Source organism: Streptomyces cinnabarinus (assembly GCF_027270315.1).
Taxonomy (GTDB): domain Bacteria; phylum Actinomycetota; class Actinomycetes; order Streptomycetales; family Streptomycetaceae; genus Streptomyces; species Streptomyces cinnabarinus.
Genome location: NZ_CP114413.1, coordinates 5,482,188 through 5,503,778 on the forward strand (window position 1 = coordinate 5,482,188; position 21,591 = coordinate 5,503,778).

General features: G+C 71.8%; 23 protein-coding genes and 1 riboswitch. Of the genes, 13 read left to right on the plus strand and 10 right to left on the minus strand.

Annotation, left to right across the window (positions count from 1 at the left end):
• The first annotated feature begins 1 nt into the window (after nt 1).
• A complete protein-coding gene (locus tag STRCI_RS24935; protein ID WP_269661182.1) occupies nt 2-955 on the plus strand; it encodes an ABC transporter substrate-binding protein in 954 nt (317 codons plus the stop codon).
• 3 nt (nt 956-958) lie between these two features.
• Here the strand turns inward: STRCI_RS24935 and STRCI_RS24940 are convergent, their stop codons facing one another.
• Both STRCI_RS24940 and STRCI_RS24945 read right to left on the minus strand, forming a co-directional pair.
• On the minus strand, nt 959-1,669 hold the full coding sequence (locus STRCI_RS24940) for an isocitrate lyase/PEP mutase family protein (RefSeq protein ID WP_269661183.1): 711 nt from the start codon (nt 1,667-1,669) through the stop codon (nt 959-961).
• The gene (locus STRCI_RS24945; RefSeq protein ID WP_269664632.1) at nt 1,666-2,166 is read right to left on the minus strand and encodes a carboxymuconolactone decarboxylase family protein; all 501 of its coding nucleotides are present in this window, start codon (nt 2,164-2,166) and stop codon (nt 1,666-1,668) included. The genes STRCI_RS24940 and STRCI_RS24945 overlap by 4 nt, the downstream gene beginning before the upstream one ends.
• A 53-nt stretch (nt 2,167-2,219) precedes the next feature.
• Here STRCI_RS24945 and pdxR point away from each other — a divergent pair, with 53 nt between their 5' ends.
• The 3 genes from pdxR to STRCI_RS24960 are packed head-to-tail and all read left to right on the plus strand — an operon-like array spanning nt 2,220 to nt 5,223.
• Entirely contained in the window at nt 2,220-3,617 is a 1,398-nt protein-coding gene (gene pdxR, locus STRCI_RS24950) for a MocR-like pyridoxine biosynthesis transcription factor PdxR (protein WP_269661184.1), read from the plus strand.
• Nucleotides 3,618-3,656: 39 nt separating this feature from the next.
• Nucleotides 3,657-4,019: a hypothetical protein gene (locus STRCI_RS24955; protein WP_269661185.1), complete on the plus strand. Its 363-nt coding sequence runs from the start codon at nt 3,657-3,659 to the stop codon at nt 4,017-4,019.
• A 19-nt stretch (nt 4,020-4,038) separates the two neighbouring features.
• Nucleotides 4,039-5,223 carry a glutathionylspermidine synthase family protein gene (locus STRCI_RS24960; RefSeq protein ID WP_269661186.1) on the plus strand — a complete coding sequence of 395 codons (1,185 nt, stop codon included), beginning with the start codon at nt 4,039-4,041 and terminating at the stop codon, nt 5,221-5,223.
• 13 nt (nt 5,224-5,236) lie between these two features.
• Here the strand turns inward: STRCI_RS24960 and rocD are convergent, their stop codons facing one another.
• Nucleotides 5,237-6,475 (minus strand): ornithine--oxo-acid transaminase, encoded by a 1,239-nt coding sequence (gene rocD / locus STRCI_RS24965; RefSeq protein WP_269661187.1) that lies wholly within the window; start codon nt 6,473-6,475, stop codon nt 5,237-5,239.
• 101 nt (nt 6,476-6,576) lie between these two features.
• Nucleotides 6,577-6,666, plus strand: a riboswitch (ZMP/ZTP riboswitch).
• A 34-nt stretch (nt 6,667-6,700) separates the two neighbouring features.
• On the opposite strand from rocD, the gene STRCI_RS24970 reads away from it, so the two are divergent.
• Nucleotides 6,701-8,149 (plus strand): glycine hydroxymethyltransferase, encoded by a 1,449-nt coding sequence (locus STRCI_RS24970; protein ID WP_269661188.1) that lies wholly within the window; start codon nt 6,701-6,703, stop codon nt 8,147-8,149.
• A 35-nt stretch (nt 8,150-8,184) separates the two neighbouring features.
• Here STRCI_RS24970 and STRCI_RS24975 read toward each other — a convergent pair whose 3' ends face one another.
• From STRCI_RS24975 to STRCI_RS24990, 4 genes are all read right to left on the minus strand, one after another.
• The gene (locus tag STRCI_RS24975; protein WP_269661189.1) at nt 8,185-8,904 is read right to left on the minus strand and encodes a hypothetical protein; all 720 of its coding nucleotides are present in this window, start codon (nt 8,902-8,904) and stop codon (nt 8,185-8,187) included.
• Between the two features lie 61 nt (nt 8,905-8,965).
• Nucleotides 8,966-9,652, minus strand: coding sequence for a hypothetical protein (locus STRCI_RS24980; protein ID WP_269661190.1), 687 nt, complete (start codon nt 9,650-9,652; stop codon nt 8,966-8,968).
• 168 nt (nt 9,653-9,820) lie between these two features.
• Nucleotides 9,821-10,693 (minus strand): hypothetical protein, encoded by an 873-nt coding sequence (locus tag STRCI_RS24985; protein ID WP_269661191.1) that lies wholly within the window; start codon nt 10,691-10,693, stop codon nt 9,821-9,823.
• Entirely contained in the window at nt 10,686-11,246 is a 561-nt protein-coding gene (locus STRCI_RS24990) for an RNA polymerase sigma factor (protein ID WP_269664633.1), read from the minus strand. Before STRCI_RS24990 ends, STRCI_RS24985 begins: the two co-directional genes overlap by 8 nt.
• A 142-nt stretch (nt 11,247-11,388) precedes the next feature.
• On the opposite strand from STRCI_RS24990, the gene trpS reads away from it, so the two are divergent.
• Together trpS and STRCI_RS25000 are read left to right on the plus strand one after the other, a co-directional pair.
• Nucleotides 11,389-12,402: a tryptophan--tRNA ligase gene (gene trpS, locus STRCI_RS24995; protein ID WP_269661192.1), complete on the plus strand. Its 1,014-nt coding sequence runs from the start codon at nt 11,389-11,391 to the stop codon at nt 12,400-12,402.
• 138 nt (nt 12,403-12,540) lie between these two features.
• Nucleotides 12,541-13,119, plus strand: coding sequence for a 2'-5' RNA ligase family protein (locus STRCI_RS25000; protein ID WP_269661193.1), 579 nt, complete (start codon nt 12,541-12,543; stop codon nt 13,117-13,119).
• Nucleotides 13,120-13,225: 106 nt separating this feature from the next.
• Here STRCI_RS25000 and STRCI_RS25005 read toward each other — a convergent pair whose 3' ends face one another.
• Both STRCI_RS25005 and STRCI_RS25010 read right to left on the minus strand, forming a co-directional pair.
• The gene (locus STRCI_RS25005; protein ID WP_269661194.1) at nt 13,226-13,981 is read right to left on the minus strand and encodes a decaprenylphospho-beta-D-erythro-pentofuranosid-2-ulose 2-reductase; all 756 of its coding nucleotides are present in this window, start codon (nt 13,979-13,981) and stop codon (nt 13,226-13,228) included.
• Between the two features lie 17 nt (nt 13,982-13,998).
• The gene (locus tag STRCI_RS25010) at nt 13,999-15,354 is read right to left on the minus strand and encodes a decaprenylphosphoryl-beta-D-ribose oxidase (RefSeq protein WP_269661195.1); all 1,356 of its coding nucleotides are present in this window, start codon (nt 15,352-15,354) and stop codon (nt 13,999-14,001) included.
• Between the two features lie 154 nt (nt 15,355-15,508).
• On the opposite strand from STRCI_RS25010, the gene STRCI_RS25015 reads away from it, so the two are divergent.
• The 4 genes from STRCI_RS25015 to STRCI_RS25030 are packed head-to-tail and all read left to right on the plus strand — an operon-like array spanning nt 15,509 to nt 18,579.
• Complete coding sequence (locus STRCI_RS25015; protein ID WP_269661196.1) at nt 15,509-16,195, plus strand: phosphatase PAP2 family protein; 687 nt, start codon at nt 15,509-15,511, stop codon at nt 16,193-16,195.
• A complete protein-coding gene (locus STRCI_RS25020) occupies nt 16,188-17,180 on the plus strand; it encodes a decaprenyl-phosphate phosphoribosyltransferase (protein WP_269661197.1) in 993 nt (330 codons plus the stop codon). Before STRCI_RS25015 ends, STRCI_RS25020 begins: the two co-directional genes overlap by 8 nt.
• Before the next feature lie 41 nt (nt 17,181-17,221).
• The gene (locus STRCI_RS25025; RefSeq protein ID WP_269664634.1) at nt 17,222-17,665 is read left to right on the plus strand and encodes a GtrA family protein; all 444 of its coding nucleotides are present in this window, start codon (nt 17,222-17,224) and stop codon (nt 17,663-17,665) included.
• Nucleotides 17,653-18,579 carry a YihY/virulence factor BrkB family protein gene (locus STRCI_RS25030; RefSeq protein WP_269661198.1) on the plus strand — a complete coding sequence of 309 codons (927 nt, stop codon included), beginning with the start codon at nt 17,653-17,655 and terminating at the stop codon, nt 18,577-18,579. The genes STRCI_RS25025 and STRCI_RS25030 overlap by 13 nt, the downstream gene beginning before the upstream one ends.
• On the opposite strand, the gene STRCI_RS25035 is transcribed toward STRCI_RS25030, so the two are convergent.
• Nucleotides 18,533-19,837 (minus strand): D-alanyl-D-alanine carboxypeptidase family protein, encoded by a 1,305-nt coding sequence (locus STRCI_RS25035; protein ID WP_269661199.1) that lies wholly within the window; start codon nt 19,835-19,837, stop codon nt 18,533-18,535. The genes STRCI_RS25030 and STRCI_RS25035 overlap by 47 nt on opposite strands.
• 91 nt (nt 19,838-19,928) lie before the next feature.
• Here STRCI_RS25035 and STRCI_RS25040 point away from each other — a divergent pair, with 91 nt between their 5' ends.
• Together STRCI_RS25040 and STRCI_RS25045 are read left to right on the plus strand one after the other, a co-directional pair.
• A complete protein-coding gene (locus STRCI_RS25040) occupies nt 19,929-20,171 on the plus strand; it encodes an SCO4848 family membrane protein (RefSeq protein ID WP_269661200.1) in 243 nt (80 codons plus the stop codon).
• 63 nt (nt 20,172-20,234) lie between these two features.
• Nucleotides 20,235-21,458, plus strand: coding sequence for a metallophosphoesterase (locus STRCI_RS25045; RefSeq protein ID WP_269661201.1), 1,224 nt, complete (start codon nt 20,235-20,237; stop codon nt 21,456-21,458).
• The last annotated feature ends 133 nt before the right edge of the window (nt 21,459-21,591 follow it).

A 21,591-nucleotide genomic window follows, 5' to 3' on the forward strand; every position in this document is an offset into this window, starting at 1 on the left:
CATGCGCATCCGTATCGCCACGACAGCCGCTGCTGTCGGTGCGCTGCTGCTCACCGGCTGCGGCGCCGCCGACATGACCAAGCAGGCCTCACCCTTCGCGAACGCCCAGGGCGCCCGGACCGTCACCCTGTCCACCCAGTCCTGGGTGGGCGCGCAGGCCAACGTGGCCGTCGCCCAGTACCTGCTGGAGCACGAGCTCGGCTACCGCGTCGACACCGTCCAGGTCGACGAGGTCCCCGCCTGGGACGCGCTCAGCCAGGGCCGCGTCGACGCCATCCTGGAGGACTGGGGCCACCCCGACCAGGAACAGCGCTACGTCCAGGACAAGAAGACGATCGTGAACGGCGGCGACCTCGGCGTCACCGGCCACATCGGCTGGTACGTCCCGACGTACTTCGCGAAGCAGCACCCCGACGTCACCGACTGGAAGAACCTCAACAAGTACGCCGACCAGCTCCGCACCCCCGAGAGCGGCGGCAAGGGCCAGCTGATGGACGGCTCCCCGTCCTACGTCACCAACGACAAGGCGCTGGTGAAGAACCTCAACCTGGACTACCAGGTCGTCTTCGCCGGCTCCGAGGCCGCCCAGATCACCCAGATCAAGCAGTTCGCCAAGGAGAAGAAGCCCTTCCTGACGTACTGGTACGCCCCCCAGTGGCTGTTCAAGAAGGTCCCCCTGACCGAGGTGAAGCTCCCCGCCTACAAGGAGGGTTGCGACGCGGACCCGGAGAAGGTCGCCTGCGCCTATCCGCACACTCCGCTCCAGAAGTACCTCAACGCCGACTTCGCTCAGGACGGCGGCGACGCCGCGGCCTTCCTGAAGAAGTTCCGCTGGACGACGGCGGACCAGAACGAGGTCTCCCTGATGATCGCCGACCAGAAGCTGTCCCCGGAGGAGGCGGCGAGGAAGTGGGTGGACAGCCACGAGTCCACCTGGCGTTCGTGGCTGTCCTGACCGTCACCGCAGCAGCCCGGCGATCCCCTCCGCCGCCCGCCGCTGAAGGTACGGCCCGAATGTGATCCGCGTGGCCCCTCGCTCACCCAGCTCCAAGGGCGAGGGGCCCTCGCCCACTTTGGCGATCGCGTTGACCGGCCCCTGGATCCCGGCCCGCAGCAGCGGCAGTACGTCGACAGGGGCGCCGATCGGATACACACAGTCCGCACCCGCGGCGACATACAACGCGGCCCGCTCGATGACCCGTTCCGGTTCCGCGACACCCCGGATGAAGGTGTCCACACGCGCGTTGACGAACAGCCGGTCCCCGGCCGCCGCGCACACCTCGGCCAGCCAGTCGGCATGTCGCCGCGGGTCCTTGAGCACCCCCTCCTCGGAGTCCTCCAGGTTGCAGCCGACGGCCCCCGCCTCCAGCAGCCGCTCCACCAGCTCGGTCGGCGCCAGCCCGTACCCGCCCTCGACATCCGCCGACACCGGCACGTCCACGGCCCGCACGATCCGCGCCACCGCCGCGAACATCTCCTCGGCCGGAGTCCGCCCGTCCTCGTACCCGAGCGAGGCGGCGACCCCGGCGCTGGGCGTGGCGAGCGCCGGATACCCGGCCGCCTCCAGGGCCCGCGCGCTCGCCGCGTCCCAGGGGCCGGGCAGGATCAGCGGGTCGTCCGGGGCCGGGCGCCGGTGCAGCGCCCGGAACACCTCGACCCGGTCGGTCATCGCCGGCCCGCCTGGTAGTGGCCCGGCGTCATCCGGCAGGTCACCCCGAACCGGTTCCAGGCGTTGATCACCGTGATCGCGGCGAGCAACTGGGCCAGCTCGGCCTCCTGGAACTGAGCCGCCGCCTTCGCGTACACCTCGTCCGGCACGAAACCGTCCGTGAGCACGGTGACCGCCTCGGTCAGGGCGATCGCCGCCAGCTCCTTCTCGGTGTAGAAGTGCGCCGACTCCTCCCACGCGGAGAGCTGGATGATCCGCTCCACGCTCTCACCGGCCGCGATCGCGTCCTTGGTGTGCATGTCCAGGCAGAACGCGCAGTGGTTGAGCTGCGAGGCCCGGATCTTCACCAGCTCCAGCAGCTTCGGGTCCAGGCCCCGCCGCGCGGCCGCGTCCAGCCGGACCATGGCCTTGTAGACATCGGGCACATGCTCGGCCCAGTTCAACCGGGGCGCGTGCTCAGGGGCGTACTCGACAGGGGCGGTGTGATCACTGGTCATCGTCATGCCCTCGACCCTACGAAGACAAAGGCCCAGGAGTATGGTCCATTTCCATGGCAGATACGTGGGCCACTTCAGGAGCCCTGGGCATCGACCTTCACCTGGAACCGGCCGCCGGACCAGGACTGCGCCGGGGCCTGACGGACGCCCTGCGCGAGGCGGTCCGCACCGGCCGGCTCGCCCCCGGCACCCGGCTGCCGTCCTCCCGCTCCCTCGCCGCCGACCTCGGCATCGCCCGCAACACCGTCGCCGACGCCTACGCCGACCTGGTCGCCGAAGGCTGGCTCACCGCCCGCCAGGGCTCGGGCACCCGAGTCGCCGAGGGCCGCTCGGCACCCCCCACCGCCACCGCCCCCACTCCCCGGGCCCGCCACCGCCCTGCCCACGACCTCACCGCGGGCACCCCCGACCTCGCCGCCTTCCCCCGCGCCGAGTGGCTCAAGGCGGCCCGCCGCGCCCTGAACACGGCCCCCTACGACGTCCTCGGCTACGGCGACCCGCGCGGCCGGATCGAACTGCGCACCGCCCTCGCGAGCTATCTCTCCCGGGCCCGGGGCGTCCGCGCCGACCCCGAACGCATCGTCATCTGCTCCGGGTTCGCCCACGGCCTGCGCCTCCTCGGCACCGTCCTGCGCTCCCACGGCGCCCGGACCGTCGCCGTCGAGTCCTACGGGCTGCCCGATCACCGCAAGGTGCTCGCCGGGACCGGCCTGACGACCGCTCCCCTCCCCTTCGACGAACTCGGCACCGACCCGGAACAGCTGCGGGACGCCGGAGCCGTACTGCTCACGCCCGCCCACCAGTTCCCCATGGGTGCCGTCCTGCACCGCACCCGGCGCGCCGCCGTCGTGGACTGGGCACGCCGCACCGGCGGCCTGATCCTGGAGGACGACTACGACGGCGAGTTCCGCTACGACCGCCAGCCGGTCGGCGCACTCCAGGGCCTGGACCCCGATCACGTCGTCCACCTCGGCACCGCGAGCAAATCCCTCGCCCCCGGCCTGCGCCTGGCCTGGCTGGTCCTGCCGCCCGCCCTGGTGGAGGCGGTGACGGCGGCCAAGGGCGACGTGGACACCTGCGGAGTCATCGACCAGCTGACCCTGGCCGAGTTCCTCACCCACGGCGCCTACGACCGCCATGTCCGCGCCTCCCGGCTGCGGTACCGCCGACGCCGGGACGCCCTGGTCACCGCCCTCGCCGAGCGCGCCCCGGACGTCCAGGTCACCGGCATCGCCGCCGGATTGCACGCCGTCCTGTGCCTGCCGCCCGGCACCGAGGCGACCGTCGTCCAGGCCGCCCACTGGCAGGGCCTGTCCCTGCACGGCCTCACCTACTTCCGCCACGAACAGGCACGGGCCGAACCCCTCGACGCCCTGGTCGTCGGCTACGCCACACCCCCGGACCACGCGTGGGCGGGGGCCCTCGAAGCCCTGTGCAGGGTGCTGCCGTAAGGTGATCGCCCAGCCGAGGGACACGGGGAGAGACGGGACATGGCTCAGACGAAGCGCCGACTGCGGTCCAGCACGGTCGTGCTCGGCGGTATGGGAGTCGTCGCGGCGACCCTGACCTCCTGCGGCTCCGAGCCCGACCGCCGCTGCGTCGACCGGGACAGCTACACCTGGGACGGCTACAAGGTCGTGGCCGACAAGAACTGCAAGTCGGGCTCCTCGGGCTCCTCCTCGGGCAGGAGCGGCAAGGGCAAGAAGACCTCGGGCAAGGGCGGCACCGACGCCGCCTGGTACTACGACGCCGAAGTCGAGGGCGGCTACGCCGACTACGGCACCTTCAGCCGCGGCGAGGCCGTCGACCGAGGCGGCTTCGGCTGCTCGGGCTCCGGCAGCGGCGGCGGCTGAGAACCCCCGGACGCATCGCATGGAACGCCGCACCATCACCCCTCGCCCCGACTGGCAACGCACCGTCGAGGAACAGGGGTTGATCTACCCCCTCACCCGCTACCCCGACGACTCCCTGCGCCCGTACTGGGACGAGAGCGCCTACTACGTCTTCTCCCTGGAGGAGGTCGAGGCGCTGGAGGAGGTGGTCGAGGAACTCCACCGCATGTGCCTCGGTGCCGCGGACCACATCGTCACCTCCGGCCGCTTCGCCGACCTCGGCATCACCGACCCGCGCGTGGTCGCCGCGGTCACCGAGGCCTGGCAGCGCCGCGCCGAACTCCCTTCCGTCTACGGCCGTTTCGACCTGCGCTATGACGGCCGCGGCCCGGCGAAGCTCCTGGAGTACAACGCCGACACCCCCACCTCCCTCGTCGAGGCGGCCTCCCCGCAGTGGTTCTGGATGGAGGAGCGCTTCCCCGGCGCCGACCAGTGGAACTCCCTCCACGAACGCCTGGTCGACGCCTGGAAGAAGCAGTCCGCCCTGCTCCCGCCCGGCAGCCCCCTGTACTTCGCGCACTCCTCCGCCGACGAACTCGGCGAGGACCTCATGACGGTCGCCTACCTCAAGGAGACCGCCGAGCAGGCCGGCCTGGACACCGACTGGATCTCCATGGAGGAGATCGGCTGGGACCGGCTCTCCGGCCGCTTCGTCGACAACCGGCTCCGCTTCATCCGCAGCTGCTTCAAGCTCTACCCCTGGGAGTGGCTCACCACCGACCGCTTCGCCGACCATGTCCTGGACACCCTCGACAACGGCGGCGGCACCGGGTCCACCCTGTGGATCGAACCGGCGTGGAAGATGCTCCTGTCCAACAAGGCCCTCCTGGCCATCCTCTGGGAGCTCTACCCCGGCCACCCCAACCTGCTCCCGGCCCATCTCGACGGCCCGCGCGAACTGGCCCGCACCACCGGCTACGTCGCCAAGCCGCTCCTGGGCCGCGAAGGCGCGGGCGTCACCGTCCATGAACCGGGCGTCGACCCCGTCGTCCGCGAAGAACCCTGCTGCTACCAGGAGTTGGCCCCGCTGCCCGACTTCGACGGCAACCGCGTCGTCCTTGGTGCCTGGGTCGTCGAGGACGAGTCGGCGGGCCTCGGCATCCGCGAGTCGGCCGGCCTGATCACCGACGAGTACGCCCGCTTCCTGCCGCACGTGATCCTCTAGGCCGACCGGGGGCCTAGCCCTCCAGCGCGGCCGAGAGCTGCGCCAGCCCCCAGTCCAGATCCTCCTTCGAGATCACCAGCGGCGGCGCGATCCGGATCGTCGAGCCGGGGGCACCGCCCGTGCCCCTGACGCTGTGCGAGCCCGTGTCCTTCACCAGCACACCCCGGTCCATCAGCCGCTCCGATACCGCACGCCCCGTGCCGTACCGCGGGGCGATGTCGACGCCCGCCCACAGTCCGCGCCCGCGCACCGCCGTGACCCGCCCGGCGTCCGCCAGCCCCGCCAGCTCACGGTGCAGATGCGCACCGAGCTCCGCGGACCGCGCCTGGAACTCGCCCGTCCGCAGCATCGCGATCACCTCCAGTGCCACCGCGCAGGCCAGCGGATTCCCGCCGAACGTCGAGCCGTGCTCACCGGGCCGGAACACCCCCAGCACCTCGGCCGACGACACCACCGCCGACACCGGCACCACCCCGCCCCCGAGCGCCTTGCCCAGCACATACATGTCCGGCACGACGCCCTCGTGCTCACAGGCGAACGTCCGCCCCGTCCGGCCGAGCCCCGACTGGATCTCATCCGCCACGAACAGCACGTTCCGCTCCCGGGCCAGCTCCCGCACCGCCGCGAGATACCCCTGCGGCGGCACCAGCACCCCCGCCTCGCCCTGGATCGGCTCCAGCAGCACCGCGACCGTGTTCTCGCTCAGCGCCGACCGCATCGCCGTCAGATCCCCATAGGGCACGATCTCGAACCCCGGGGTGTACGGCCCGAAGTCCGCCCGCGCCTCAGGATCCGTGGAGAAGCTGATCAGGGTCGTCGTCCGGCCGTGGAAGTTGTTGCCGGCGACCACGATCTTCGCCATCTCCGCGGGCACGCCCTTGACCCGGTACCCCCACTTGCGGGCCGTCTTCACCGCGGTCTCCACCGCCTCCGCGCCCGTGTTCATCGGCAGCACCATCTCCATGCCGCACAACTGCGCGAGCTGCTCGCAGAACGCGGCGTACCGGTCGTGATGGAACGCCCGCGACGTCAGCGTCACCCGCTCCAGCTGCGCCTTCGCCGCCTCGATGATCCGCCGGTTGCGGTGCCCGAAGTTGAGCGCCGAATAGCCGGCCAGCAGGTCCAGATACCTCCGACCCTCCACATCCGTCATCCACGCCCCGTCGGCCGACGCGACGACCACTGGCAGCGGCGCGTAGTTGTGCGCACCGTGCACCTCGGCCGCGGCGATGAGGGTTTCCGTAGTGCTCACGGGACCTCCAGAAGACACCGGAAGACAAGCGGACCCCCTTCCTATCCTTGCTCGGATGGTGGACGCGGGACCTTCACCCGACGGCGCGCCCGGTAGGCTGACCAGCGGGCCGTGACTGGCGCGCTGGGATGGGAACGACCATCGGGGAGCGGCCTGGTGGTGACTGTGTGCCGTGCGCCTGGGCCGAACCGTGAACGCTGAACGCCACACCGTCCGGAGGCCGACATGCCCGAGCAGCCCCTTTCCCCTGAATCCACCGCCTTCCGCGCCGCCCTCGACGTCATCCGCGCCGTGGAGCCGCGGGTCGCCGACGCCATCGGCCAGGAGGTGCACGACCAGCGCGAGATGCTCAAGCTGATCGCCTCCGAGAACTACGCCTCCCCGGCCACCCTGCTGGCGATGGGCAACTGGTTCAGCGACAAGTACGCCGAGGGCACCATCGGCCGCCGCTTCTACGCCGGTTGCCGCAATGTCGACACCGTCGAGTCGCTCGCCGCCGAGCACGCCAAGGAACTCTTCGGCGCCCGCCACGCCTACGTCCAGCCGCACTCCGGCATTGACGCCAACCTGGTCGCCTTCTGGTCCGTGCTCGCCGCCCGGGTCGAGACCCCGGCCCTGGAGAAGGCCGGCGTCCGCCAGGTCAACGACCTCTCCGACGCCGACTGGGCCGAACTGCGCCAGGCCTTCGGCAACCAGCGCATGCTCGGCATGTCCCTGGACGCCGGCGGCCACCTCACCCACGGCTTCCGCCCGAACATCTCCGGCAAGATGTTCGACCAGCGCTCCTACGGCACCGACCCGGTCACCGGGCTCGTGGACTACGAGGCCCTGCGCGCCTCCGCCCGCGAGTTCAAGCCGCTGATCATCGTCGCCGGCTACTCCGCCTACCCCCGCCTGGTGAACTTCCGGATCATGCGGGAGATCGCCGACGAGGTCGGCGCGACCCTGATGGTCGACATGGCCCACTTCGCGGGCCTGGTCGCCGGCAAGGTCCTCACCGGCGACTTCGACCCGGTCCCGCACGCCCAGATCGTCACCACCACCACCCACAAGTCGCTGCGCGGCCCGCGCGGCGGCATGGTCCTGTGCGACGACTCCCTCAAGGACCAGGTCGACCGCGGCTGCCCGATGGTCCTCGGCGGCCCGCTCCCGCACGTCATGGCCGCCAAGGCCGTAGCCCTCGCCGAGGCCCGCCGGCCCTCCTTCCAGGACTACGCGCAGCGCATCGTCGACAACTCCCGCGCCCTCGCCGAGGGCCTGATGCGCCGGGGCGCGACCCTGGTCACGGGCGGCACGGACAACCACCTGAACCTGATCGACGTGGCCACCTCCTACGGCCTCACCGGCCGCCAGGCCGAGGCGGCGCTGCTGGAGTCCGGCATCGTCACCAACCGCAACGCCATCCCCGCCGACCCCAACGGCGCCTGGTACACCTCCGGCATCCGCATCGGCACCCCGGCCCTGACCACCCGTGGTCTCGGCACCGCCGAGATGGACGAGGTCGCCGGTCTCATCGACCGCGTTCTCACCACCACGGAGCCCGGCACCACCAAGTCCGGCGCCCCCTCCAAGGCCTCCCACGTCCTCGACGCGAAGATCGCGGACGAGATCTCCCGCCGGGCGACCGACCTGGTGGCCGGTTTCCCGCTCTACCCGGAGATCGACCTCGGCTGAAAACGCCCTGTTGAGTTGTCAAGGAACGGTGGCTCTCACAGATCGATGAGCTGCTGACGCGGCCCCTCACGCGGCGGTCCGGCCCCCGACCGGGCCGCCGCGCGGCGTATCGCCACAGTGCCGCCGACACCGGCCGCGAAGCCCACGGCCAGGCCCGGTATCGCCCACCACACGGCGTCCCCCGCCGGGCCGCATCCGTCGGCTTCGGGCGCGGCGCCGCTCACCGGTCCGCCCAGCAGCCCGGCCCGGTCCAGGCGCTCGAAGACCGAGCGCGGCGCCCGATGCCAGCGGATGTCGTCGTCCTCCACCTCCGGCGCCGGATCCGAGCGCACCCAGGGCGTGCCGTCCTCGGCGACGACCAGCTGGTCCTGCCGCTCGATCGCCACATCTCCGCCCGGCGGCCGACGGGTCTCGGGCCAGCCGCCGATCCCGCTCAGCCCCCACACCACCGTGATCCGCACCGGTGGATGCCGGCCCTCGACCCAGGCCGCGGGCACCCGCTCGGTCCCGGTGTACATCGGCTCCAGCAACTGCCACAGCCTGGCGAACCGCTGCTCCCCGGACCGCACCGCGGTCGGCCGACCGGCGCCGCCCGCGACCACCATCGCGAGATCCGGCACATCCCCGCCGGGCCCCCGTGCCCCCGACCCGCCCACCGCCCCGGCCATCGGCGCCCCGCCGCACAGCGCCAGCCCCGCCGACACCGGCCCCAGCAGCGCCAGCCGCGCCGCCACCCGCCCCTTTCGGCTCCTCATCCGCCCTCGACCTCTCCTGTCGATCCGATCCATATGTCAGCGCCGTCCGCCTGCCCGGGACTCACGCGTCCAGCAGCTCCTGCCGGGGCCCGGCGTCCCGCCCCCGACCGCCCCACGGCACCCGAGCGGCGAAGGGCCGCAGGAACAGCGCCAGCGCCGCACCGCCCGCAGCGCCAGGAAGCGCCCACCACCAGTCGGTACCGTCCTCCGGCTGTGCCGCCGCCACACTCCGGGGCGCCGCTGCCTTCTCCGCCGATCCCGATTCCGACCCGGGCGCCGGTTCCGCCGCGACCCCGCTCTCCCGGTCCGCCTCGTACACCTCCCGCAGGGAGAAGGCCGACAGCTCCTCAACGCCCTCGGGCTTGCCCAGCACACCCAGGTCGGTGAGCAGGGAGCGGAGCTCGGCGGGGGCCGGGGCGCGGTGCCAGCTGTTCTCGGTCGGCTCGGTGATGTTCATCGCCCGTTGCACCCAGACGTCCTTGCCTCCGGCGACGGGGAAGATCACGTCGACCCGCCAGGGGGAGGTGTCGTGGACGAGCCAGGTGACGGTGACCCGCCGGTCCGCCATCACATCCTTGGGCGGCGCCCCGAGAGTGCCCGCCCGGAGGAGCGATTCCAGCTCGGCGTAGTCCCGGTCCGAGTAGTACAGCCCTGCCGTCTCCCCGGTGGTCGGCGAGGCCAGGAAGGCGCTGGTGGGCCCTCCGGCCGCGGCGGGCGCCGCACCCCACACGATCATCGCGAGCGTCACCGTCAACGCCCCTGCCAGCGCCGTGAGTCGACGCTCTCCGGTCCTCCCACCGAGCACTCGCCTGCGCATCCCGACCCCCAAGCAGTCGATCGCCGAGCGGCCCGTCCGCGAGCCGCGTGTCACTTCTGGTACACCGCCCGACCCGCCGGGGTTCCCACCCCCGCCCGACTAATCCGAGGACTTCTCCACCGACTCCGCGATCTCCACCGCCCGCTCCTTCGACGCCACCCCTTCGAGCCGCAGCGTGAGCGTCTCGTCCTGCGCCACACCCGTCCCGTGGGTCCACAGCAGGGTCGGCCCGGCGGTCCGCTCCTTGTGCGTATAAGGGGAGCCGTCCGCGTCCACCAGCCAGAAGCTCAGCAGATGGGGCCGCGGGAACCACAGGGCGGGCTCCGGAGCCGTACCGCCCCCGGACTCCAGCGTGATCCACTTCGGCTGTTCCCGGACGGTCTTGGTGAAGGCGATGTCCAGACGTGCCCGGAACTCGTCCAGCCGGACCGTCCTCCCCGCCTCCTCCCAGCACAGGCTCACCAGGAACCGCCCCTTCGGCTGCCCGGTCACCGTCACCGCGTCCGGCGCGCCGAGCGCCCCCGGCACCACTGGCTCGAACCCGGCCCGGCGCGCCGCCTGCGCCAGGGACATCGACCCCGAGGCCGCGCAGCGAGGCGTCTCGGCACTCGCCGACGGACGGGCCGACGGGTCGTAGCGGACCGCGACGCCGCCGAAGCCGAACCAGTCGAAGACCGCCGCCCGCACCGGGGGAGTGAGCACGAGCACCGCGAGCAGCCCGCACAGCGCCGCCGTCAGCGAACGCCAGCGCGCCCGGGTCCACCGGCGCGCCGCACGCAGCCGCGCCCCGGCCCCCGCCGGCTCGGCCACCGGCACCGGCAGCCGCTCGGCGAGTATCTGCCCCAGCACCCGCTCGACCATCGTCTCGGGGCCGTCCGCGCCGGGCCGGTCCAGGGACCGTCCGAGCGACCGCAGCTCCTCCGGCAGCCCCGGGCCGCCGTCACCGCCGCCACGGCCGTGCTCCTCACTCATGCTCCTCACCTCCTCCCCCGGGCTCGAAATCCGGCAGCAGTCTGCCCAGCTTGCGCAGGGCGCGATTGAGGCGGGACTTCACCGTCCCCCGGGGCCAGCCCAGGGCCTGGGCCGTCTCCGACTCGTCCATCTCCAGCAGATAGCGGTAGGTGACGACCAGACGGTGCTCCTCGCTCAGCTTCTCCAAGGCGGCCAGCAGGGCCGCGCGGCGCTCCGTCCGCAGCGTCGCCACCGCCGGGTCCGCCGATTCCGGTATCAGCGGCTCGGCCTCCACGAACGCCGCCTCCCGGCCGGCGAGCGTGCGCTGCCGGGCCGCCGTACGCACTGTGTTCCTCGTCTCATTGGCGACGATCGACAGCAGCCACGGCCGGAACGCCGAGCCGTCCCGGAACCTGCCCAGCGCGCAGTACGCCTTGACGAAGGCCTGCTGCACCACGTCCTCCGCGTCCGCACCGGCGCCCAGCGCCGCGGCCGCCCGTAGCGCGATGCCCGTATGGGCGCGCACCAACTCCGCGTACGCCTCCGGATCTCCGGCGCGCACCCGGGCGATCACCGCGGCCTCATCGACGATGCGGCCCCCCTCCCGCGTTCTCACACCTTTGTTACACCGCGGGAGACGGATCGGTTCCCGCCTGTTGCCGACCAGTTCGCCATGAGTTCCGGATCGGGCCCGCGGACCTGAGAGAATGGTGAGCATGGCCTCTGATCGTCCCCGCGTGCTCTCCGGAATCCAGCCCACCGCAGGCTCGTTCCACCTCGGCAACTACCTCGGCGCCGTCCGCCAGTGGGTGGCTCTGCAGGAGACCCACGATGCGTTCTACATGGTCGTCGACCTGCACGCGATCACGATCCCGCAGGACCCGGCGGAGCTGCGGGCGAACACCCGCCTGGCCGCCGCCCAGCTCCTCGCGGCCGGACTCGACCCGGAGCGCTGCACGCTCTTCGTCCAGAGCCATGTCCCCGAGCACGCCCAGCTCGCCTGGGTCATGAACTGCTTCACCGGCTTCGGCGAGGCGTCCCGCATGACCCAGTTCAAGGACAAGTCGGCCAAGCAGGGCGCGGACCGGGCCTCCGTCGGCCTGTTCACGTACCCGATCCTCCAGGTCGCCGACATCCTGCTCTACCAGGCCAACGAGGTCCCGGTCGGCGAGGACCAGCGCCAGCACATCGAGCTGACCCGCGACCTGGCCGAGCGCTTCAACGGCCGCTTCGGCGCGACCTTCACGGTCCCCAAGCCGTACATCCTCAAGGAGACGGCGAAGATCTACGACCTTCAGGACCCGTCGATCAAGATGAGCAAGTCGGCGTCCACGCCGAAGGGCCTGATCAACCTGCTCGACGACCCCAAGGCCACCGCGAAGAAGGTCAAGAGCGCGGTCACCGACACCGACACCGTCATCCGCTACGACGCCGTGAACAAGCCGGGCGTCAGCAACCTGCTCACGATCTACTCGACCCTCACGGGCACGGGAATCACGGAACTGGAGCAGAAGTACGACGGCAAGGGCTACGGTGCGCTCAAGACCGACCTCGCCGAGGTCATGGTCGAGTTCGTGACGCCGTTCCGGGAGCGGACCCAGCAGTATCTGGACGACCCTGAGACGCTCGACTCGATCCTGGCCAAGGGCGCGGAGAAGGCGCGGGCCGTCGCCGCGGAGACGCTGGCGCAGGCCTACGGCAGGGTCGGCTTCCTGCCCGCCAAGCACTGAGGCGTACTACCGCACAGACGTACTACCCGGCAGAGCGCTGCACATCACTACGGTTGCGCCTGCCTCCGGCACAGCCGTGGCCGTACAGTCGATAGCCGACGGCTGACAGAACCGACCGTCACGACGACAGGAGATGACGTGGGGACCGTAACGATCGGCGTGTCGATCGCGGTCCCGGAGCCTCATGGCAGCCTGCTCCAGGAGCGGCGCGCGGGCTTCGGCGACGCCGCGGCTCACGGCATCCCCACGCATGTCACCCTGCTGCCGCCGACCGAGGTCGACGGCTCGCTGCTGCCGGCGATCGAGGCCCATCTGGTCGAGGTCGCGACCTCCGGGCGGCCGTTCCCGATGCGGCTGTCCGGCACGGGCACCTTCCGCCCCCTGTCGCCGGTCGTCTTCGTCCAGGTCGTCGAGGGCGCGGCGGCCTGCACCTGGCTCCAGAAGCGGGTACGGGACGCTTCCGGGCCCATGGCGCGCGAGCTTCAGTTCCCGTACCACCCGCATGTGACCGTCGCGCACGGCATCGACGAAGACGCCATGGACCGCGCCTTCGACGAACTCGCCGACTACGAGGCGCAGTGGCCCTGCACCGGGTTCGCGCTGTACGAGCAGGGTGCCGACGGGGTGTGGCGCAAGCTGCGGGAGTTCGCCTTCGGCGGGGCCGTGGTGCCGCCGCAGGCCAGCCATGTGGAGCGCGGGTCCATCCCGGCGAATTAGCTGTGCCGGGGTGGTCGGGCAAGATCGCGTAGTTGGCTGTCTGCGGCAGTGCGGGGGCTTGTCGCGCAGCTCCCCGCGCCCCTTCTCGGAGTTGGTGTGAACCCGGTTACACAGGCAGGCGCCGGAACAGTGCCCTCGGCAGGTGGCGCAGTGCCGACATCACCACGCGCAGGGTCCCGGGCACCCACACCGTCTCCGCGCGGCGCCTGAGGCCCAGCTCGATCGCCGTCGCCACCGCCTCCGGTGTCGTCGCCAGGGGTGCTTCCGTCAGGCCGGTCGTCATCTTCGAGCGTACGAAGCCGGGGCGTACGACCATGACGTGGGCGCCGGTGCCGTGCAGGGCGTCGCCCAGGCCCTGGGCGAAGGTGTCCAGGCCCGCCTTGCTGGAGCCGTAGATGAAGTTGGCGCGGCGGGCCCGCTCCCCGGCCACCGAGGACAGGACGACCAGGGAGCCATGGCCCTGGGACTGGAGGGCACGCGCGCAGATCAGGCCCGCCGAGACCGCGCCCGTGTAGTTGGTCTGGGCGACGCGTACGGCGGCCTGCGGCTCGCGTTCGTCGTGGGCCTGGTCGCCGAGGACGCCGAAGGCCATCAGGACGAGGTCGATGTCGCCCTCGGCGAAGACCTTGCCGAGGACCCACTCGTGGGACTCGGTGTCCAGCGCGTCGAAGGCGACGGTGTGCACCTGGGCGCCCAGGGAGCGCAGGTGCTCGGCCGCCTCCTCCAGGGCGGGCGTCGGGCGGCCCGCCAGCCACACCGTGCGGGTGCGGCGGGCGATCAGCCGACGGGCGGTGGCGAGCGCGATCTCGGACGTGCCGCCGAGGACGAGCAGGGACTGGGGGAGGCCGAAGGCGTCCTTCATGACGGCTCCTTAAGGGGCTAGAGACCTAGGCGGCGTGACAGGTCCGAGGTGAACACCCCGCGCGGGTCGGCCTCGGCGCGCAGCGCGCGGAAGTCGGCCACGCGCGGGTACATCGCGGCGAGCAGCTCGGGCCGCAGACGGGAGTCCTTGGCGAGGTAGACGCGCCCGCCGGCCGCGGCCACCTCCTCGTCCAGCTCGTCGAGGAGGGCGCCGAGGCCGGGGAGGTTCGCCGGGATGTCCAGGGCCAGCGTCCAGCCGGGTACCGGGAACGACAGCCAGCCGGGGTCGGCGTCCCCGAAGCGCTTGAGCACGGCCAGGAACGACGGGCAGCGATGCTCGGAGATGCGCCGCACGATCCGGCGCAGGGCGTCCTCCTGGCCGTGGTTCACGACGAACTGGTACTGCACGAAGCCGCCGCGGCCGTAGACGCGGTTCCAGTGCGGGACGCCGTCGAGGGGGTGGAAGAAGGTGGACAGGCGCTGGAGTTCGCCGGTACGCGCGCGGGGGGCCTTGCGGTACCAGAACTCGTTGAACAGGCCGACCGTGCGGCGGCCGAGCAGGCCCTCGGGGAACAGGGCGGGCGGGGACGGGAACTGGGCGGGGCGGAAGGCCAGCGGGTCCCTACGCGCGCGCGTGCCCGCCCGGAGCGCGTCCAGGGGCGCGTGGTCGCCCCGCGTGAGGACGGCGCGGCCGGTCGTGCCACCGCGGGCCAGGAGGTCGATCCAGGCCACCGAGTAGCGGTAGCGGTGATCGGTGGCGGTGAGCCGGGCCATGAGGTCGTCGAGGTCCGTCGCGCGTTCGGTGTCCACCGACATCAACGAGGTCTCGACCGGCAGCAGTCGCAGCGTGGCGGTGAGGATCACGCCCGTCAGGCCCATGCCGCCCGCGGTCGCGTCGAACAGGGGGGTGCCGGGGCTGACGGTGCGGATCTCGCCGTCCGCGGTGAGCAGTTCGAGGGAGAGGACGTGCCGGGAGAAGGCGCCGGACACATGGTGGTTCTTGCCGTGGATGTCGGCGCCGATCGCGCCGCCCACGGTCACCTGCCGGGTGCCCGGTGTCACCGGCACGAACCAGCCGAGCGGCAGCAGCACCTGCATCAGGCGGTGCAGGGAGACGCCCGCGTCGCACAGGACGGTGCCGCCGTCGGCGTCGATGGCGTGCACGCGGTCCAGGGCCGTCATGTCGATCACGGCCCCGCCGGCGTTCTGCGCCGCGTCCCCGTACGCCCGCCCCAGGCCCCTCGGGATCCCGCCCCGGGCCCCGCACGCACGGACGGCCGCCGCGGCCTCCTCGTACGTCCGGGGACGGATCAGACGGGCGGCGGTGGGAGCGGTGCGGCCCCATCCCGTGACGGAAACGGTGTCGGCAGGCATGTCGGCGACCGTATCCCCGCACCGTGGGCGATCGGTTGTGGAACATCCCGTCTCTCCCCGAAACGGTCCCCTCTCTCCCCGAAATGGGTGATTAATGGGATGTCGCTCAATATTGCCGGAGTTCCGGCGGGGTCGGCGTGAACAGTGAGTCCACATGGACCATCTGGACGACCGAATCCTGTCGGCGCTGCGTGCGTACGGCGGTGACCCGCGCGTGGCCGGTGCCGCGCGCGCCCTGTCCTGGGCCGGCGAGCACGGTGCCCTGTGGCTGGCGACGGGCCTCGCGGGAGCCGCCGTGGACGGCGCCCGGCGCGGCGCCTGGTTGCGCGGTACGGCGCTCACCGCGGGCGCGCACCTCCTCAGCATGGGCGTGAAAAGGGTGGTGCGCCGCCCGCGCCCCGCGCACGTCGAACCCCTGGTGCGCACCGCGGGCCGCCACTCCTTCCCCAGCTCCCACGCAGCCTCGGCGGCAGCCGCCGCGGTCGCCTTCGGCATGCTGAGGGCGCGCACCAAGCCGACAGCGCCCGGCGCATCCGGCACGCCCCGAGCGCACGACATGGTCCACACGCTCGGCGCACTCGACACACGCCGGGCGCGCGCCCAACGTCCAGCGACCCGCACCACCCGCTCCACGACCCGCGCCCTCCGCCCCGCGACCCGCGGCACCCGCTCCGCCCTCGCCGCGACCCACGCCGCCCTCCCGCCCCTGGCCGCCGCCATGTGCCTCTCCCGGCTGATCGTCGGCGTCCACTACCCCTCCGACGTGGCGGCGGGCGCGGCCATGGGGGCGCTCACGGCCCGTGTCGGAGCGCGCTGGATGAGAGGGGGCGCGCATGACTGAGACCGCGCCGCTCGCAGGCACGGGCGCAGCCGCCCGCACCAGAGAACCCGCGCTCCACGAACAGCGCACGCCCACGCGCACCACCGGCACCCCGCCCCCGGACCGCGGCCTCCTGCGCGGCCTGCTCAGGACCGCCCGCCCCAAACAGTGGGTCAAGAACGTCCTGGTCATCGCGGCCCCGGCCGCCGCCGGACAGCTCTTCACCACCCGCGCTCTCACCCAACTCGCGCTGGTCTTCACCCTCTTCACCGCCTGCGCCGCGGCCGTCTATCTGATCAACGACGCCCGCGACGCCGAGGCCGACCGCGCCCACCCCACCAAACGGCACCGCCCGGTCGCCGCGGGACAGGTCCCCGTACCGGTCGCCTACGCCGTGGGCGGCGCCCTCGCCGTCCTCGCGCCGGCCGCCGCCGTATGGCTGAGCACGCCCCTCGTGGCCGCCCTGCTCACCGCCTACCTGGGCATGCAACTGGCGTACTGCGTCAGCCTCAAGCACGTTCTCGTCGTCGACCTGGTCGTCGTCACGACCGGGTTTCTGATGCGGGCCGTGGTCGGCGGGCTCGCGCTCGGCATCCCGCTCTCGCGCTGGTTCCTGATCACGACGGGTTTCGGCGCGCTGTTCATGGTCTCGGCCAAGCGCTACTCGGAGGCCGTGCAGATGGCCGGGAAAGCGGGCGCCACGCGCGCGTTGCTCACCGAGTACACCACCGGCTACCTGCGTTTCGTCTGGCAGCTCGCAGCCGGGGTCGCCGTTCTCGGGTACTGCCTGTGGGCCCTGGAGGAGGGCGGCCTGCCGCACACCAGCGTGCTGCCCTGGCGGCAGCTGTCCGTGGTCGCCTTCGTCCTCGCGATCCTCAGGTACGCCGTCTTCGCCGACCGCGGCACCGCGGGCGAGCCCGAGGACGTCGTGCTGCGCGACCGCGCCCTTGCCCTGATCGGCCTGGTGTGGCTCGCCATGTACGGCCTGGCGGTGGCCAACTGGTGAGCACGCGCGCGTGGCCGAGCCGCCGCGGCACACCCGCCCCCGTGCGGGCGGGCACCCCCGCACGCACCCACCGCCGCGAACTCCTCGGCTTCGCCGCCGCCGGCCTGCTCGCCTACGCCGTCGACACCGCCCTCTTCGTCGCCCTGCGCGGACCGGCCGGCCTCGACCCGCTCATCGCCAAGGGGTTCTCCTTCGTCGCCGGCTGCACGGTCGCCTACGCGGGCAACGCGCTCGGCACCTACCGGCACACCCGCCCGAAGGGCCTGCGCCCCTACGCCGCCTTCTTCGCGGTGAACGTCGCCGGAGCCGCCGTACAACTGCTCTGTCTCGCCGTCAGCCACTACGGCCTCGGCCTCACTTCGCGGCGCGCGGACATCGTCTCGGGTGCCGGAGTGGGTATGGCACTGGCGACTGTCCTGCGGTTCTGGGGAACCCGGACATGGGTCTTCCGCAACGAGGGGAGTGTCGGATCATGGACTGGCTGAAAAAGCTCCCCGTCGTCGGGCCGCTCGCCACCTGGCTGATGACCACGCACGCGTGGCGGTCGTACGAGCGCATGGACCGCGTGAAATGGACGATGCTGGCCGCGGCGATGACGTTCACCAGTTTTGTCGCGCTGTTCCCGATGCTGGCCGTGGCCGCCGCGATCGGCGCGGCGACGCTCAGCAAGGACCAGCAGGACAAGCTGGAGGACAAGATCGCCGATCAGGTGCCCGGCATCGCCGACCAGCTGAACATCGAGGGCCTGGTCCAGAACGCCGGTACCGTCGGCCTGATCGCCGGCGCCCTGCTGCTGCTGACCGGCATCAGCTGGGTCGGTTCCATGCGCGACAGCCTGCGCGCGGTGTGGGAGCTGGAGGACCCCGAGGAGAACCCCGTCCTGCGCAAGGCCAAGGACGCGGGTGTTCTGGTGGGCCTCGGTGGCGCCGTGCTGATCACCCTCGGCGTCTCCACGGTGGCCTCCGCGATGGTCGGCTGGATCACCCGCGAACTCGGTATCGAGGAGGGCGGCTGGGGCGGCATCCTGCTGCGTGTCGCCGCCTTCTCGGTCGCCGTCCTCGCTGACTTCCTGCTGCTGATCTGCGTCCTCACCCTGCTGCCCGGCGTCGAGCCGCCGCGCCGCCGCCTGATGGTGGCCGCACTGATCGGCGCGATCGGCTTCGAACTGCTGAAGCTGCTGCTCAGCGGCTATATGCAGGGCGTGGCGACGAAGAGCATGTACGGCGCCTTCGGAGTGCCGGTCGCCCTGCTGCTGTGGATCAACTTCACGTCGAAACTGGTGGTGTTCTGCGCCGCCTGGACGGCCACCCCGAGCGAACCCGGTGAGGGCGACAGCGACGACGGCGACGACGTCAGCGACGACGGCGTACCAGATCGGGCAGCGGCCAGCGACGGTTGACCAGGTAGGCGCCGGCCGCGAGCAGCACCAGCAGCCCGCCCGTCACCGCGAACGCGATCCCGATACCGCTGGAACCGCCCTCGGCCGCCGCGCCCACCGCCTGCTTCCCCGACGCGCCGTCCTCGGACCCGCCGGCCTCACCCGAGTCGGAGCCCGAGCCGGCCCCGGACCCGGAGCCCGCACCGCCCGGCTGCGCGCTCGGCTCGGCCGCGCTCTTCGGCGGCACCAGCTCACCCACCGGCTCGACCTTGCCGGACGCCTTGAAGCCCCAGTCGAGGAGTTTCGCGGTCTCCTTGTAGACCTCGTTGGACTCCTGCTTCTCCGGGTTCATGACCGTCACCAGCAGCACCCGGCCGTCCCGCTCGGCGACACCGGTGAAGGTGGCGCCCGCGTTGGTGGTGTTGCCGTTCTTCACCCCCGCGATTCCCTGGTAGACGGAGACATCGGTGTCGCCGCTGAGCAGCCGGTTGGTGTTCTGGATCTCGAAGGAGCCGCGGACCTTCTTGCCCTTCTTGTTCTTCTTCGTCTCGCCCGGGAACTTCGCGCTGACCGTCGAGCAGTACTCGCGGAAGTCCTTCTTCTGGAGCCCGGAGCGGGCGATCAGGGTGAGGTCGTAGGCGGAGGAGACCTGGCCCGGGGCGTCGTAGCCGTCGGGGGAGACCGCGTGGGTGTCGAGGGCCTGGAGCTCCTCGGCGTGCTCGTTCATCTGGGCCACGGTCGGCTTGATGCCGCCGTTCATCTTCGACAGCACGTGCACGGCGTCGTTGCCGGAGCGCAGGAAGACCCCGAGCCACAGATCGTGGACGGAGTAGGTCTCGCCCTCCTTTATCCCGACCATGCTGGAGCCGGAGCCCACGTCCGCCAGGTCGGAGGGGATCACCTTGTGCTCGGTGGAGGAGGGGAACTTCGGCAGCAGGGTGTCGGCGAACAGCATCTTCAGGGTGCTTGCCGGAGCCAGTCGCCAGTGCGCGTTGTGCGCGGCGAGCACCTCGCCGGACTCGGCGTCGGCGACGATCCAGGACCGCGCGGACAGCTCCTTGGGCAGGACCGGCACCCCGCTCGCCAGATTGACCTGGGTGCCCGCCCGGCCGAGCCGCTCGCCGCCCACCGTCGACATGTTCGCCGGGGGAGTGGCGGACGGCGTCGGTGACGGACTGGGGGCCGCGTACGAGACGGGCGCGGTCAGCGCCAGGGACGACAGAACAGCGGCGGAAGTGACCAGCAGCGATCGCCTGGTGGTCTTCTGGGGTGCGGACACGGACGAGAACGTACAGGGCACGCCATGTGAAGTCCCGCCCCGACCCCCACCCCGGCCACGGAACCGGACACGCGGCGGTGATACTGAAGGTATGAAGCTCAGCCGCCCCGTCTCCTGGTTCCTGCTCGCCTTCGGGGTGTGGAGCTGGGTCATCTGGATCACTTTCGTCAAGAACCTCGTCAAGGACGGCAGCGGGCTCGCGTTCGACGACGCGGGCGATCCGACCGGGTACTTCTGGGTGCACCTGCTGCTCGCGGTCGTTTCCTTCGTATTGGGGACGGTCGTCGGGGGCATCGGGTTGCGTGGGGTGCGCGCATTGCGCCAGACGTCATAGGCACCGGACGTCACAGGCACAGGCACAGGCACCGGACGTCATCAGCAGAGGGATACGACTCACGTGGTCATCGTCTTCGTAGCGCTCGTCCTGGCGGTCATGGTGACCGCCAACTGGTACGTGTGGCGCCGTCTGTTCCGCGACACGACCAGCGGCCCCGGCTGGCCGCGCCGCGCGGGCGCCGCCCTGATCGCGGGCGGCTGGCTGATGGCGTTCGGCGCGCTGGTGGCCGAGCGCACCGGCGCCCCCTTCTGGCTCCAGCAGACGCTGGCCTGGCCCGGCTTCCTGTGGCTGGCGCTCTCGATGTACCTGCTGCTGGGACTGCTGGTCGGTGAGGTCCTCCGGCCGCTGCTGCGCCGTTGGCTGGAGCGGCGCAAGCCCGCCGAGGTGCCGGTACGGCGGACGGAGCCGGTGCCGGTCGGGGCGCCGACCCCGCCCGAGCCCGAGGGCCCCGCGCTGCTCGCCGCCCCCTCCCGTCGGCTCTTCGTCTCCCGCGTGATCGGCGGTGCCGCCGCCGCGGCGGCCGTCGGGACCGTCGGCGTCGGCACCTACGGCGTGCTGAAGGGGCCGAGCGTGAAGCGGGTCACCGTCCCGCTGGCCAAGCTCCCGCGCGGGGCGCACGGTTACCGCATCGCCGTGGTCAGCGACATACACCTGGGCCCGGTCCTCGGCCGGGGCTTCGCGCAGCGGGTCGTCGACACCATCAACTCCACCCAGCCCGACCTCGTCGCGGTCGTCGGCGACCTGGTCGACGGCAGTGTGAAGGACCTCCGCCCGGCCGCCGCCCCGCTGACCCAGCTCAAGGCGCCCGCCTACTTCGTCACCGGCAACCACGAGTACTTCTCCGGCGCCGAGCAGTGGGTCGAGGAGGTACGCAGGCTCGGCCTGCTGCCCCTGGAGAACGCCCGCGCCGAACTGCCCTGGTTCGACCTCGCCGGAGTCAACGACATCGCGGGCGAGGACGAGGGCCAGGGCCCCGACTTCGCCAAGGCGCTCGGCGACCGCGACCCGGCACGCGCGTGCGTGCTCCTCGCCCATCAGCCGGTCCAGATCCATGACGCCGTCGAGCACGGCGTCGACCTCCAGCTCTCCGGCCACACCCACGGCGGCCAGCTCTGGCCCGGCAACCTGATCGCGGCCGGGGCCAACCCGACCCTGGCGGGACTCGAGCGCTACGGCGACACCCAGCTCTACGTCAGCCGGGGCGCCGGAGCCTGGGGCCCGCCCACGCGGGTCGGGGCCCCGTCGGACATCACGGTGATCGAATTGGCCTCCAAGCAGGCCTGATCCCGGTGAGCGCGACAGCGATATCGACTTCCTGTTCTACCGGCGCTTTTCCGTTCGTATTCGCGTATTGATTGCGGTGCTGTGCTTTCGCTGTGAAACCATCCGGAAACTGTTGTCGGTAAGTTCTTCCCCA